5 protein-coding genes are annotated in these 14,915 nt (G+C 74.6%); all 5 read right to left on the bottom strand.

Annotated features, from left to right (window positions below; all coding sequences use genetic code 11):
• Positions 1–6: 6 nt before the first annotated feature.
• From ACFWY5_RS01275 to ACFWY5_RS01255, 5 genes are read right to left on the bottom strand one after another with little or no spacing between them, the layout of a single operon-like run.
• Positions 7–5,391 carry an SDR family NAD(P)-dependent oxidoreductase gene (locus ACFWY5_RS01275; RefSeq protein ID WP_379630234.1) on the bottom strand — a complete coding sequence of 1,795 codons (5,385 nt, stop codon included), beginning with the start codon at positions 5,389–5,391 and terminating at the stop codon, positions 7–9.
• A complete protein-coding gene (locus tag ACFWY5_RS01270; protein WP_379630233.1) occupies positions 5,391–8,825 on the bottom strand; it encodes an amino acid adenylation domain-containing protein in 3,435 nt (1,144 codons plus the stop codon). The genes ACFWY5_RS01275 and ACFWY5_RS01270 overlap by 1 nt, the downstream gene beginning before the upstream one ends.
• Entirely contained in the window at positions 8,822–11,809 is a 2,988-nt protein-coding gene (locus ACFWY5_RS01265; protein ID WP_379630232.1) for a thioesterase domain-containing protein, read from the bottom strand. The genes ACFWY5_RS01270 and ACFWY5_RS01265 overlap by 4 nt, the downstream gene beginning before the upstream one ends.
• A complete protein-coding gene (locus ACFWY5_RS01260) occupies positions 11,806–13,476 on the bottom strand; it encodes a beta-ketoacyl synthase N-terminal-like domain-containing protein (protein WP_379610449.1) in 1,671 nt (556 codons plus the stop codon). Before ACFWY5_RS01260 ends, ACFWY5_RS01265 begins: the two co-directional genes overlap by 4 nt.
• Positions 13,476–14,834, bottom strand: a complete 1,359-nt coding sequence (locus tag ACFWY5_RS01255) for a DUF6002 family protein (protein WP_379610448.1) — start codon at positions 14,832–14,834, stop codon at positions 13,476–13,478. Before ACFWY5_RS01255 ends, ACFWY5_RS01260 begins: the two co-directional genes overlap by 1 nt.
• Positions 14,835–14,915 lie beyond the last annotated feature (81 nt).

Below are 14,915 nucleotides of genomic sequence, written 5' to 3'. Positions count from 1 at the left end.
TGAGTCCTAGGACATGCGCCGGGCGACGCGGGGGATCGGCGCCGACGCGGACGGGGTGGCGGCGGGGGCCGCGCCGTCCTGGGCGGCCCTGAGCGATTCGATCTTGGCCGCCATCTGCGCGACGGTCGGCGCCTCGAACAGCGCCCGCATCGGCAGCCGCACCCCGACCGTTGTTCTGACCTGCGCGATGAGCTGGACCGCGACGAGCGAGTTGCCGCCCAGGTCGATGAAGTCGTCGTCGGCGGCGATGTCCTTCACCCCGAGCACACCGCTCCAGATCCCGGCCAGCGTCGTCTGCAGCTCGCCCTCGGGCGCCAGGAAGTCGCCGTCGCGGACCACCCGCACGGCCTCGGCCGCCTGCTCCGGCGCGGGCTCGCCGGCGGAGAAACGCCGCTCGCCCTCGATGATCTCGGCGATCGCCATCGAGCTGATCACCATCTGCGCGCCCGCGTCGGCGGCCAGCGCGCGGCGGAACGCCTCGACGCCGTCCACCGGCCGGATGCCGTCGCTCGGCTCCCCGCTCGCCCCGGCGTAGCTCCAGCCGGTCGGCGCGGCCTCGGGCACGTCGCCCAGCGCGGTCACCGTGCCCGGCTCGACCTGGCGTACCTCGAAGTCCTCGATCTCCACCAGGACCTTGCCTGACTCGTCGATGAGCGTGAAGTTCAGCGCCACCATCCGGCTGTCCTCGCGGAAGTCGCCCATGCGCAGATGGCTGTAGAAGCGGGCGGGCAGCCGGTCGTGGACACGCACGGTCCCGTACGCCAGCGGCATGTAAGAAAGCCCCGTCTGGCGGCCGTCGCCGGTGCCGTAGGAGGTGGCGATGTCGAGCAGCACCGGGTGCAGCCCCCACCGGTCCAGGTCGGCGGCCACCGCGTCGATCGCCTCGACCAGGCCGATCTGCTCGCGCTCGCCGAACCAGACCTGCTCGGGGTGGTGCCAGCTCGGCCCGAAGTTGAGCACGCTGTCGTGGACGCCGACGATCTCCTCGGCGCCGGCCTTGCGCAGCCCGCCCAGCAGCGCGTCCAGGTCCACCCGCGCGGGCGGCCGCTCCTCGACCCAGACGGCGCCGCCCCGGGCGTGCATGCCCTCGTGGGTACGCAGCTCCAGCTCGCCGCCGTCCGCTGTCGTGACCACCTCCACGACCACCTCGCCGGTGGTGCCGGGCCGTACGGCCAGCGGCTTGACGAAGGCCAGGTCGCGCAGTTCGATGATGTGGCCGGGACCGGGGCTGGGCACGACCGCCTCGAACGCGGCCCGCACGCACTCCAGCTGCCCCGTCCCCGGCATGATCGGGACCTCGCCCATCCGGTGCTCGTCCAGCATCGCGTGGGTCTCGGCCGAGACCGGGCCGCGTACCTCGTGGCCGATCCGGCTGCGCAGGATGCCGTGCTCGACGGGCACCGCGGCGGTGACGCCGGCGTTCCTGCCGACGGCGGCCGGGGCGTCGGTGTCGGCGGCCATGCCCACCTCCAGCCAGACGCCCCAGTTGAGTGAGAGGATGCGCGGGCCGTTCCGGCGGGAGCGGGCGAAGGCGTCCTCGAAGGCGTTGCCCGCCGTGTAGTCCACCTGGCCGAAGCCGCCGGCGATGCCGGTCACCGAGGAGCACAGGGCGACGAAGTCCAGGTCGAGGTCGCCGAAGGCGTTCCAGAGGGCGAGCGTGCCGTAGATCTTGGGAGCGAGGACGGCCTGCGCCTCCTCACGTTCCTTCAGCTCGACCATGCCGCCGCCGGGCAGGCCGGCCGCGTGCACGATGCCGTCCAGGCCGCCGAGTTCGGCCACCGCCTCCTCGCGGATCCGGCGCAGCCGTACCGGGTCGGTCACGTCGGCGGCGACGACCTTCACCGAGCCGCCCGCGGCCTCGACCCGCCGGATCGCGGCCGCGGCCCGCGCGGTGCGGGGGTCGCCCTCGCGCAGTCCCGAACGGCTCAGCAGCACGATCCGCGCGCCCAGCCGGGTGCCGAGCTCCTCGGCCATGGTGATGCCGATGCCGCCGGTGCCACCGGTGATCAGGTAGCGTCCGCCGGGCTTGAGCACGTCGCCCGGCACGTCGGCGGGCAGCGGCGCCGGACGGAAGCCGCGCTGCCAGCGCCGCCCGTTGCGCAGGGCCAGCGTGCCCTGCCCGGCGGGCCGGCGCAGCTCGGCCAGCAGCGCCTTCACCGGCGTGCCCGCCGGGTCCAGGTCCAGGTGGCCGACGGTCAGGCCGTCGATCTCGACCGGCGCGACCTGGGCGATCCCGGCCACGGTGGCGTGCTCGGGACGGGTCAGGTCGTGGCCCAGCACGTCCTGGGTGCCGTCGGTGACCACGTCGATCCGCACGCCGGCGGCCACCTGCGCGGCGGCCAGCGCCTGCGTCAGCCAGAGCAGGCTGTAGAGACCGTTCTCCTGCGCGGCGGCCGTCGCGTCCGGGTCGGTCCCGGCCGGGTGACCGGTCAGCGGCCAGGCGTGCACGATCCTCGCCGGTACGCCGCCGTCGTTCACCAGCGCCTCGACCAGCGCGTCATAGCCCGCCCGATCGCCGGGCACGAGCGCGTACCCGTCCGCGAGCCGCGCGAAGCCGGGCCCGGGACGCACGGTGACGACCTCCGTGCCCCCCTCCCGCAACGCCGCGACCAGTTCCTCGCCCCGGCCGTCGCCGGCGAAGACCAGGCACCGGGCGAACCGCTCACCGGCCGCGACCGTCGGCACCTCGTTCCAGGCGGGCACCTCGAACCAGTCGTCCAGACCCCGCGGCCCCGACGGCAGCACCGGGGCGGCGACCGCCTCCGGCGCCGAAGGGCTGAGGAAGTGATACTCCCGCTCGTACGGATACCCGGGCAGCGGCGCCCGCTGTCCCGGCACCGGGATGTCCACCGCGACCCCCGCGGTCCACAACCGCCCGGCCGAGGTCAGCAGCGTCTCGGCCGCGCCCGCCCGCTCGGTCGCCGCGGGCAGGCTGGCCAGCGGCGCCAGGCCGTCCTTCGGCGTCTGCATCCGGGCCAGGCCGGCCAGCTGCTTGCCCGGCCCGCACTCCAGCAGCACCCACCGGCCCTCGGCCAGCAGCGTCGCCACGCAGTCGGCGAACCGCACCGGCCGCCGCAGGTGCCCGGCCCAGTACGCCGGGTCCACGGCCTCCTCCGGGGTGATCCAGTCGCCGGTCACGTTCGACAGGAACGGCAGCCGCGGCGCCTGCCTCGGCACCGCGGCGACCACCTCGGTGAACTCGGCCAGGATCGGGTCCATCATCGGTGAGTGGAAGGCGTGCGAGGTGCGCAGCGCGGTGGTCTTGACGTCCTCGTCCTTCAGCCGGGCCGCGAACGCGTCCACCGCCGCCGCGGGCCCCGCCACCACGCAGACGCCGGGGCCGTTCACGGTGGCGATGCCCACGCCCTCGGGCAGCCGCGCCGCCACCCACTCCTCGTCCCGCTGTACGGCCAGCATCGACCCGGCCGGCATCGACTGCATCAACCGGCCACGGGCGCACACCAGGCGTACCGCGTCGGGCAGGGTGAAGACGCCGGCGAGCGTGGCCGCCACGTACTCGCCGATCGAGTGGCCGATCATGGCCGCCGGTTCGACGCCCCAGTGCCGCCAGAGCTTGGCCAGGCCGTACTCGATCATGAAGAGGGCGGGCTGGGTGCGGCGGGTCTCGCGCAGCAGCGCGTCGGACTCCGGGCCGCGGCCGAACATCGCCGCCCGCAGGTCCTCGCCCAGCTCGGCCGCGGCGATCTCGGCGCACTCGTCGATCGCCGCGGCGAAGACCGGCTCCGTCTCGTACAGGTCCGCGCCCATGCCCGCGTACTGGGCGCCCTGGCCGGAGAACAGCAGCGCGACGCCGGGCGCCGGGTCGCCGGCGGTGCCGGTGAGAAAGCGGCGGCGTTCGCGCAGCGCGCTCACCGCGTCGGTCAGGTCGGCGGCGACCACGGCGGCGCGGTGTTTGTAGACCGAGCGGCCCACGTCGAGCGTGTGGGCGACGTCGTCCAGGACCAGGTCCGCGGTCTTCTCCAGGTGGGCGGCGAGCTGGTCGCGGGCGGTGCTCAGGGCGCCGGCCGTACGGGCGGACAGGCGCAGCAGGCGGGGACGGCCCGCGGGGGCGGGACGCGGCTCGGGTGCGGGCGCCTCCTGGAGCACCACGTGCGCGTTCGTGCCGCCGATGCCGAACGAGCTGACCGCCGCCCGCCTCGGCTCGCCGTCCGCCAGCCACTTGGTGGGCGCGGTGACCACGTAGAACGGGCCGGCGTCGAAGTCGATGGCCGGGTTCGGCTCGTCGAAGTTGATGCTCGGCGGGATCATCCCGTGCTCCAGCGTGAGCACCGCCTTGATCAGGCCGATCACGCCGGAGGCCTGGCTGAGGTGGCCGATGTTGGACTTCACCGAGCCGATGCCGCACCAGCCGGTGTCCTGGGCGTCGCGGCCGTAGACGCTGGTCAGCGCGGCCACCTCGATCGGGTCGCCGAGCGCGGTGCCGGTGCCGTGCGCCTCGACGTAGCCGACGGTGCGCGGGTCCACGTTCGCGACGCCGAGCGCCTCCTGGATGACCGCGGCCTGGCCCTCGACGCTCGGCGCCGAGAAGCCCGCCTTGCCGGCGCCGTCGTTGTTGATCGCGTTGCCCAGGATCAGGCCCCTGATGTGGTCGCCGTCGGCCTGCGCGTCGCTGAGCCGCTTGAGCATGATCACGCCGGTGCCGCTGCCCCAGATGGTGCCGTCGGCCTTGGCGTCGAACGGGCGTACGTGGCCGTCGGAGGAGGTGAAGCCGTCCATGGACGGGTAGCCGAGCCCCCACGGGAACTCCAGGCACACGCCGCCGGCCAGCGCCATGTCGCACTCGGCGCTGCGCAGCGCCTCGCAGGCCAGGTGGACGGCCACCAGCGACGACGAGCAGGCCGTCGAGACCGTCATGCTCGGGCCGCGCAGGTCCAGGCGGTAGGAGACGGTGGTGGCGATGTAGTCGATGTTGTTGCTGACCGCCACGCCGACGCCGATGGCGCCGAGCGACTGGGCGGCGTGGGTGCGGATGTTCAGCCACTGGTAGACGCTCGGGCCGGTGCCGGTGTAGACGCCGATGTCGCCGTCGAAGCGGGTGGCGTCGTAACCGGCGTTGAGCAGCGTCGCGTGCGCCTGCTCCAGGAAGACGCGAAGCTGCGGGTCGGCGATCTCGGCCTCGCGCGGGTTCATGCCGAACAGGCCCGCGTCGAAGTACTCCATGTCGCTGATGATCTGGGCGGCGGGCACGAAGGCCGGGTGCTCGACCATCTCGCGGTTGGCGCCCAGCGCGAGCTGCTCCTCCAGCGTGGTCGTGGTCAGCGAGTCGTGGCCGGCGACGAGGTTGCGCCAGAACTCCTCGATGCTGGCCGCGCCCGGCACCCGGGCGCTCATGCCGATGATGGCGATGGGCTCGGCGGCGAACTCCGTCACTAGATCCTCCTGCGCTTCTCCTGCCGGCTCCGGCGGGCCTGGGCGCGCCGGTCGGCTCTGTTCAGTTCTGGCGTGCCGGACTCCCCGTCGAGGAAGGCCGCGAGTCCACGGACTGTCGTGTGCTTGAAGAGGTCGACGATGGTCAGCTCCCGGCCGAGCAGCGCCGCGAGGCGGGCCCTGACCCTGACCATGGCCAGCGAGTTGCCGCCGGCGTCGAAGAAGTTCGCGGTGGCGCCGACCTCGTCCTCGCGGTCGAGCACCTCTCGCCAGACCCGGGCGACCAGCCGCTCGGTCACCGTGACCGGCCGCGACGAGCCGGCCATGGGCGCCGCCCGCGCCGGGCTCTCGCCCGGCGCCTTGCCGGGCAGCTCACGCGCACCCTCGGCCAGTGCGGCGGCGCCGGGCAGTTCGTGGGCGCCGATCGGGGCGTGCGGGTCGGCCGCCGCCGCCGCGAGCAGCGCGCCGTAGGCCGACAGCAGCCGCTCCACGCGCGCGGCCGTGTACAGGTCGGCGTTGTAGACGCAGTCGATCGCGTACGCGCCGTCGCGCTCGACCGCGTAGATCGTCAGGTCGAACGGCGAGCCGGCCACCCCGGGCACCGCCCGCTCCGAGCGCACCCCGGTCAGCGGCAGCCTGGGCTCGGGGAAGTTGTAGACGTTGAACAGCACCTGCACCAGCGGTGCCCGGCCCGGGTCGCGGGGCACGGCGACCGCGTCCACGATCCGGTCCAGCGCCACCGCGTGGTGACCGAGGGCGGACAGGAACTCGCCGGCGGCGGCGCGTACCCGGTCGGCGAAGCTGTCGCCGGCGCCCGCGCGCAGCCGGAGCGGCACCACCTCCAGGAAGAAGCCGACCAGGTCGTGGAAGGCCTCGTGCCTGCGGTCGGCCGACGGCGTGCCGACCAGGACGTCGTCGCGGCCGGTGACCCGGCGCACCACCTCGGCGAAGGCGGCCAGCATGGCGGTGGGCGGGGTCGTGCCGAGCTCGACGGCCAGCGTCCTGAGCGCGCCGGCGGTGTGCGCGCCCAGCGTGAGGCTCGCCCGGCCGCCCGCGTAGGTCTGCACCGGCGGCCGGGGGTGGTCGCGGGGCAGGTCCAGCACGACGGGGGCGCCGTCGAGGTGGGTCTTCCACCAGTTCAGGTGGTCCTGGCCGTGCTCGCGTTCCTGGCGGTCGCGCCAGGCCACGTAGTCGGCGAACCGCGCGGGCGGGGCGGACAGGTCCTCGCCCGCATAGGCCCGGCCGAGATCCTCCAGGAACGGGCGCTGCGACCAGCCGTCGAAGACCGCGTGGTGGAAGGTGAGCGCCAGCACGTGCTCCCGCTCCCCGAGCCGCAGCAGCCTGGCCCGCCACAACGGCCCCGCCGCCAGCTCGAAACGATGCCCGGACTCCTGCGCCAGCACCGCCTCCAGCCGCTCCTCGGCAACGTCCTCCACCACCAGCCGCACCGCCGCCGGCGGGTCCACCTCCACGTACGGCACGCCCGCCGCGTCCGGCACCCGCCAGCGCAGGACCTCGTGCCGGGCGATCACCGTGGCCAGCGCGTCGCCCAGCGCGGCCACGTCCAGCGGCCCGTGCAGGCGTTCGGCCAGGGCGAGGTTGTAGGCGGTGGCGCCGGGGGCGAGCTTGTCCACGAACCACAGGCGGCGCTGCGCCGGTGACAGCGCGGGCGGGCTGCCGGTGGGGAGCCGCTCCGCCCGTGGACCCGCGGCGGCGGCGCGGGCCGCGAAGCCGCCCAGGGTCCGCCCGGCGAACACGTCCTCCACGGCGACGGCCAGCTCAAGCGTGCTGCCCACGGCCGCGACCAGGCGCATCGCGGCCACGGAGTCGCCGCCCATGGCGAAGAAGTCGTCCTCCATCGCGGCATCCCGGTAATGCAGCACCTGGGTCCACAGGTCGGCCAGCGCGCGTTCCAGCGGGGTGACGGGCACAGCCGCAGCGACCCCGCCGCCGTCCGGCGTCCGGCCGTTCCCGGCCGAGCCGCCGTCCGGTGTCCGGTCATTCTCGGCCAGGGCGCGCAGGGCCAGGCCGTTCACCTTGCCCGAGGGGGTCAGGGGGAGGGCGGCGAGCCGTACGAGCTGGGCGGGGACCATCGCGGCCGGCAGGCGTTCGGCGCAGTGGGCGAGGAGGTCGGCGGAGTCCGCGTCCGGGCTGCAGAAGGCGACCAGCCGCGGACCCGAGGGTCCGTCCACGGCCTCGACCACCGCGTGCTCGACCGACGGGTGGGCCCGCAGGACGGTCTCGACCTCGCCGATCTCCACCCGCTGCCCGCGGATCTTGACCTGGCGGTCGCTGCGGCCCAGGAAGTGCAGGCCCTCCTCGTCGCGCCTGGCCAGGTCCCCGGTGCGGTAGAGGCGGGCGCCGTGCCCGGAGGGGTCGGGCACGAAGCGGTCGGCGGTCAGCGCGGGACGGCCCAGGTAGCCCCTGGCCACGCCGGTGCCGCCGAGCAGCAGTTCCCCGGTGCCGCCGTCGGGTACGGCGCCGGTCGTCTCGTCGAAGACCGCCGCCGTGTAGCCGGGCAGCGGGGCGCCGATCGGAAGGGAGCGCTCCCAGCGGCCGCGCGCCTCGAAGGAGGTGGCCCAGACGGTCGCCTCGGTGGGGCCGTAGCAGTTGAGGAAGCGCTTGCCGGTCGAGGTCCAGCGCTCGACCTGCTCGGGCCCGGGGGCCTCGCCGCCGGTGATGACGGTACGCCACTCCGGCAGCCCGGCCGGTTCCAGCAGGGTCAGCAGCACCACCGGGATCCAGCCCCAGTCCACCCGGTGCTCGGCCACGAACCGTTGCAGCCGGGCAGGGTCGGCCCGGTCGGCGTCCCCGGCGAGCTGCAACGCGCCGCCGGTGGCCAGCGTGACGAAGATGTCCAGCACGGACAGGTCGAACGTGAGCGCGGCGAACCCCAGCGCCCTGGTGTCCGGCCCCGCCCCGGTGTGCCGGGCGAAGCCGTCGGCGAACGCCGCCACGCTGTGCTGCTCGACCACGACGCCCTTGGGCCGCCCGGTCGAGCCCGAGGTGTACAGGACGTAGGCGGCGTTGCCCGGCCCGGCGCCCGACGGCGGGCACGGACCGTCGTCACCGTCATCGGCGCGCACCCGCCGCACGCCGGTGAACCCGGCCGCGGTGTCGTCGTCGACGATCACGGTGGTGATGCCCGCGTCGGCGAGGATCTCTCCGCGCCGGACGGGCGGGCCGTCAGGGTCGAACGGCACGTACGCGCCACCGGCCCGCAGCACGCCCAGGATCGCGACGATCATCGACGGCCGGCGCCGCAGGCAGACGCCCACCAGCGTCTCGGGGCCGACGCCGAGGGCGCGCAGCCGGACCGCCAGCCGCTCGGCACGGACGGCGAGCTCGCCATAGGTGAGCACGTCCGCCCACTGCCGGACGGCCACCGCGCCGGGCCGCCGCGCGGCACGGGAGAGGATGAGATCAGCCAGGCTCACGCGAGACCTCCGGGAGTCGCGGGATCGACCAGGTGCAGGCGCAGTTCGTTGAAGTAGCCGCGGCCCCGCGCGTCGGGCAGCCATGCCTGCCCGGGACCGGGCAGCAGCTCGGTGATCGTGACCTTCACGCCGTCGCCCGCGCGCGCCTTGGCCGAGCGCAGCATCATGCAGAGCATCGAGGCGTAGAACGGGCTGGTCAGATCGACATAGGTGGGTTTGATCTCGCTGCTCAGCTTGACGAAGACCTGCTCAGGCAGGCCCAGGGCCAGGCGCCAGCGGCGTACGGCGAGGTAGCGCTCGCGCTCGCCGGTCACCTCGGTCAGGCCGCTCTCCCCGGCCGTGGTCCGCCAGGTCTCCCGGGCGACGACGAGACGGCCGATGGAGATCCGCGGCGTGTGCCCGCCCGCGGCGGCCAGCTTGAAGCCGTCGACCGCGTGGATCGCCAGAAGCTCGGAGAACACCTCGACGAGCGGCCAGCGCTGCCCGTACGGCGCGACGGCGACCAGGTCGCCGCCGAGGTCGCGGACCTGGATCGAGGTCGCGGGCAGGATCGTGGCCGGGTCGGAGCCGGGCGCGGCGGTCCAGCCGAGCCGGCGCACGCCGGGACCCGCCAGCGCGCGCGAGACCCTGCCGGTGTGCAGCGGCCAGGTGTCCGGGTAGAGCGGCGCGAGGCGGGCCGGGCCGATGTCGGCGTCGAGGGCCTCGGCGAGCGCGCCGGGGTCCGGGTGGGCGCCGGTGAACACCCAGGTGTCGAACGTCGGCCAGGCCGCGTGCATCTCGCCGAGCACGACGGTGTAGTCGCCCCGGTTGACCGCGTCCGCGTCGGGCGCGCAGATCTGCAGGTCGGGGGCGTGCAACCGGCCCGCCCACCAGCCGGGGCGCGCCGCCGGGAAGGTACGCGCCACCGCCCCGGCCAGCTCGGCGGCGGTCAGCCGTACCTGGGAGGTGCCTTCGGGAAGGTCGTCCAGGCCGAACACCGCGCGCCAGCGGGCGGCGAAGCCGGCCGCCACGTCGTCCACCGGCCGCCGCGCCGAGCCGAACAGGGCGCCCTGGGCCAGGTACCACACGTCGGCCAGCAGGACCTCGCCCTCGGTGTCGGCCCGCAGCTCGTCGTAGAGCTCGCGCAGCGCGGCGCCGTAGACCCTGACCAGTTCGACGGTCAGCCAGCGGGCGGCCTGGAGCATCAGCGCCATCGGCTCGGCGAGGTCGTCGAGGAGCTGACCGCCGAAGACCACGCGCAGGTCGCGGGTGGTGTCCTCGTAGAGCAGGCCGCGACCGGCGTAGGTCTGCCCGGGGCGGCGCACGCTCTCGCCGACGACCGAGGTGAACCGGTCGTTCAGCGCGAGCAGGGCGGTCAGAAGCTCTTCTGGGTCGCCCGCCGCGTCGGCCACCCGGTCACGGGCGGCGCGCAGGTCCTTGAAGACGGCCAGCGCGCCGGGGTGGCCGGCGCGGGTCAGCAGCTTGTGCACGTGCCGCTCGGCCTCCTCGGTGACCGGCACGTTGCCCGTCCAGTCGATCAGCTCGCGCTCGGCCAGCATGTCGAGGGTCAGGTAGACGTCGTCGGGGGACCTGAAGCCGGCCGTGCCGATCAGCTCGCCGGCGATCTCCACGGCGGGCCGCCCGTCGCAGCGGCTCAGGACCGCCTCCTCGGCCGCGGAGATCGGCACGGGCGGGAAGGCCGGGCGCAGCAGTTTGCGTCCGGCCAGGGTCAGGTGCGGCTGGAGGACCGGCGGGTAGCCGCGGCGTACGGCGGGGTCCTCGGCGAGCTTGGCGGCCAGCGCCCTCAGCGCCCAGTCCTCGAAGCGGACGCGGCGGCCGGCCAGCAGGCCGGGGCCGGGCTCGGCGGTGACCGCGGGGCCGTCCGCGCGGATCGCGGCCCAGGTGACCGGGCCGAAGAAGCCGACGCTGTCGTTCTTGGCGGTGTAGCGCTGCCAGTACTTGAGGATGATCTGCTCGCGTTCGCGGCGCTTGTTGTTGCGCTTCTGGCCGGGCCCGCCCTTGACCAGGCCGTCGAGCGCGGCGAGGGCGGTGCGGTTCTGCCAGATGACGGCCTCGCGGAACAACGGGTCCGCGGCCAGCTCGCAGGCGTCCTCGCTGCCGGCGGCGAGCGCGGCGGCCAGCGTCTTGGCGAAGGTCTCCCCGTCGAGTTCCCCGGCGAGGAAGGCGTCGGCGGCCCGCGCGCACTCGGGGGCGGAGAAGCGCGCCAGTCCGTCCGCGGGGAAGCCGGTGCTGCGCAGCACCGCGTCCTTCCACACCGACCAGCCCGTCCCGCCCAGCGGGAGCAGGTGGCGCGGCTGCCTGCCGAGGTCGTGGCAGATCGCGTCCAGGATCTGCGGGGCGCGCTCGTGCACGAAGAAGTGGCCGCCGGGCTCGATCCGCAACTCGAAGCCGGCCGTGCTCTCGCGGCGCCAGCCGTCCACGAGCCCGGGGTCGATGGACGGGTCGTCCCGGCCGGCGAAGGCCGTGATCGGCACCTCCAGCGGGGCCTCGCGCTCGTAGACGTAGGAGTCCAGCCAGGCGAAGTCGGCGCGGAAGACCGGCAGCAGCAGCTCGCGCATCTCGGGGTCGTCGAGGATCTGCCTCGGCATCCCGCCGAGCTCCGTCAGCCGCGTGAACAGCGCCTCGTCGTCCGCCCTGGCCAGCACCGACAGCGGTTCGACCGTGTCGGGCGCGCGGCACGCGCTCACGTACAGCGCCAGTGGCGGCTCCTCGCCGCGCCTGCGCAGCTCCCGTACGACCTCGAAGCCCAGCCGCCCGCCCATGGAATGCCCGAAGATCGCGTACGGCCGGCCGCCCGCCTGCCCGGCGATGTCGTCGGCGAGCTGGGCCACGTCCACGTCCGGCGGCTCCAGGAACCGTGCCTCCCGTCCGGGCAGCGCCACGGGGCGCACGTCCAGCCGGTGCCCGGCGATCGCCGGCCAGGCGCGGAAGGCGCTCGGCGCGCCGCCGGCGTAGGGGATGCAGAAGAGGATGGGGGTGGTCATCGCGGGATCTCCGACCAGTACGTACGTCGCTCGAACGGGTAACCGGGCAGCGGGACCCGGCGGGCGCCGGGATACTCGGGCGGAGTAACGACCTCGCCGCGCAGCCACCGCTCGGCCGGCTCGTACGGGGCGTCGCCCGTCCGGGGAGCCGGGACCACGGTGCCCGGCGCGGCGGTGGCCAGGGCGGCGACGGCGCCGGGGAGGTCTTCAGCCAGGACGGCCGTGCGGTGGGTGAAGAAGCGGCGTCCGTTCCACAGGGTGTGGGCGACGTCGTCGAGGCGAAGTTCGGGATGGGCGGCGAGGTGGGCGGCGAGGGCGGCCGCGAGCCGGGAGAGCGCCTCGGGGGTGCGGGCCGAGAGGGGGAGCGCGTGCCGGCCGGTGACCGGGGGGCGCTCGGGTGGTTCGGGGGGCTGTTCGACGATCACGTGGGCGTTGGTGCCGCCGAGTCCGAACGAGCTGACTCCGGCCCGCCGTACGGGATCCTCCCAGGTCACGGTCTGCTGGGGGATCACGAACGGCACATCCCCCAGATCCGGATTTTTCGTCTTGAAGTGGAGATTGGCTGGAATCAGCCCGGTCTGTACGGCCAGCACCGCTTTGATCAGCCCCACCGCCCCGGCGGCGGCGTCAAGGTTGCCCAGGTTGGTCTTGACCGACCCCAGCACCAGCGGCCCCCGGAACACCCGCGCCAGCGCCGCCACCTCGATCGCGTCGCCCACCGGCGTACCGCTGCCGTGAGCCTCCACGAACCCGATGTCGCCCGGCTTCAGCTCCGCCCCCGCCAGCGCCTCGGCCACCACGGCCGCCTGGCCCTCCAGCCCGGGAGCGGCGAACCCGGCACGGGCCGCGCCGTCGTTGGCGACCGCCCAGCCGCGCAGCACGCCGTACACGTGGTTGCGGTCGGTGAGCGCGTCCTCCATGCGCTTGAGCGCGAGCACCGCGACCCCGCTGCCGTAGGCGGCGCCCTGGGCGGCGGCGTCGAACGCGCGGCAGCGGCCGTCCGGGGCGACCATCCCGCCCTCGACGTGCTTGAAGCGCGGCTCGATGACGCTCACCCCGCCCGCCAGCGCCAGGTCGCAGCGGTAGTCGAGCAGGCTCTGCGCCGCCTGGCAGACCGCGACGAGCGAACTGGAGCAGGCGGTCTGCACGGCCACCGCCGGGCCGGTGAGACCCAGCCGGTAGGCGGCCTGCGCGGGCAGGTAGTCGGCCGCCCAGCCGGGGGCCAGCCGTTCCTCCCAGTCGTCGGGCTGGCCTCCCGCCAGGAGCCGGTACAGGAAGTACCGGTTGACCGAGGAGCCGGCGAAGACGCCGACGACGCCGTCGTAGGAGCCGGGTGCGTGGCCGGCGTCCTCCATGCACGCCCACGCCTGCTCGACGAAGAGCCGCTGCTGCGGGTCCATGCGCACGGCCTCGTCCGCCGGCACGCCGAAGAAGGCGGCGTCGAAGCCGTCCACGCCGTCCACCCGGCCGCCGGACGGCACGTGCGCGGGGTCGGCGATCAGCCGTTCCGGCAGGCCGAGCGCGCGCAGCTCCGCCTCGGTGTAGTCGTGCACGGAGTCCACGCCGTCGAGGAGGTTGCGCCAGAGCTCCGCCACCCCGGCCGCACCGGGGAAGCGGCCGGCCACGCCGACGATGGCGATCTCGTCGCCGGTGTACGAGCCGTCCATCAGCCGAGGACCGCCCGAGCCACGTCCTCGGCGCCGTCCACCATGATCTGGGCGGAGCGGGGCAGCACCTCGTAGTCGGCGGTGGAGTAGCTGCCCGAGCCGTGCACCACCACGTCGCGCGGCGCCTCGACCAGGCCGCGGTCGATCGCGTTCAGCACCCCGGTCAGCGCCATGACCAGCGACCATTCGCGCAGCGTCCGGAAGTCGGCGGGCAGCTCGCGACCGGTGCCGGCGAGCATCTCGCGCAGCCGCGGGTAACGCTCGACGCACTCGGCCAGCGAGACCACGATGCCGTCGCCGCCGTGCCTGGCGATCAGCTCGTTCATGGCCGGCGAGGTGGCCGGGCGGTGGGTGTAGAAGGTCGGGTCGAGCACCTCCGCCGGGTCGTAGGTGACCTGCGGGAAGCGGGGGTCGGCGCTCTGCACGTAGCGCCCGTCCACCGCCTCGTAGACGGGCGCGTTGTCCCGCTCGAAGCCGCCGTGGCGCAGGTTGAGCACCATGTCCGGGGTGCCGAGGTGCTGCACCAGCAGGCTCGCCGGGCGGGCCGCCGGGTCGGCCAGGCCCGCGAGCTCCAGGACCTCCCGGCCGCGGTGGTAGCCGAGCAGGCCGAAGGCGCTGGAGACCGCGTGCGCGTGCAGGCGCGGCCCAGCGTCGGGGGCGGCGCGCTGCTCGAAGAACGCGCGGGCGGTGTCGGCCACCAGGTAGTTGCCCAGCTCCAGCGAGAACCACAGGTTGCCGCCCGCGGCGCGGAACTCGCCCGCGTACTTGTCCGCGAACCGGCGGCCGATGGCCTTGACGTCCTCCGGGTGCTCGCCGCCGTAGACCAGCATCGGGTTGAGCGCGGCCAGGGCCGGATCGGACGACAGGCGCGAGGCGCGCAGCTTGGCCTGGCACGATTCGGGCGCCAGGATGACCACGCGCAGCTCGGCGGGGTCGGCCAGGCCGTGGTCGATCGCGCGCAGCACCGCGTCGCGCAGGGCGGTGCCCTTGTTGGCCGAGGTCGGGGAGAAGATCGTGATCGGCTCGCCGTAGCGGCGGATGTACTCCACCGCGCGGGCCACGATGAGCAGCGAGGCGAACGTCTTCGTGGTGCCGGTGCCCGGGTTGCCGGCCAGGTCCAGGAGGCTGAGGTCGTGCCCGCCGTAGTCGCCGAGCGGCCGCCACGCCGCCGTCGCCACGTCGAGGAAGCCGCGTACGTCGTCGTCGAGCTCCGGCAGCAGGAAGCCGGGGGAGAAGCCGGCCGGCTCCCTGACCGGCTCCGGGTCGGCGACGCAGGCCGCGATCGAGCGGGGCAACTGGTCGTAGAAGTCGGTCAGCAGGTTGGCGGTCGTCTCGACGGTGCTTAAGGAGTTCGGCATGGCGTCAGCGCCCTCTTCCTGGCGATGGTCCTGGTGAGACCGTGGTGGTGCGGCGGTTCCGGGTTCGGGACCGCTGAAGTG

The sequence above is a fragment of the Nonomuraea sp. NPDC059007 genome, from assembly GCF_042740555.1.
Classification (GTDB): domain Bacteria; phylum Actinomycetota; class Actinomycetes; order Streptosporangiales; family Streptosporangiaceae; genus Nonomuraea.
This window is presented reverse-complemented; position numbering and strand designations above follow the sequence as displayed.

Bases quoted from the DNA above. Each gene is read 5' to 3' on its own strand.
- ACFWY5_RS01255 (WP_379610448.1), bottom strand. From the start codon at position 14,834: ATGCCGAACTCCTTAAGCACCGTCGAGACGACCGCCAACCTGCTGACC.
- ACFWY5_RS01265 (WP_379630232.1), bottom strand. From the start codon at position 11,809: ATGACCACCCCCATCCTCTTCTGCATCCCCTACGCCGGCGGCGCGCCG.
- ACFWY5_RS01260 (WP_379610449.1), bottom strand. From the start codon at position 13,476: ATGGACGGCTCGTACACCGGCGACGAGATCGCCATCGTCGGCGTGGCC.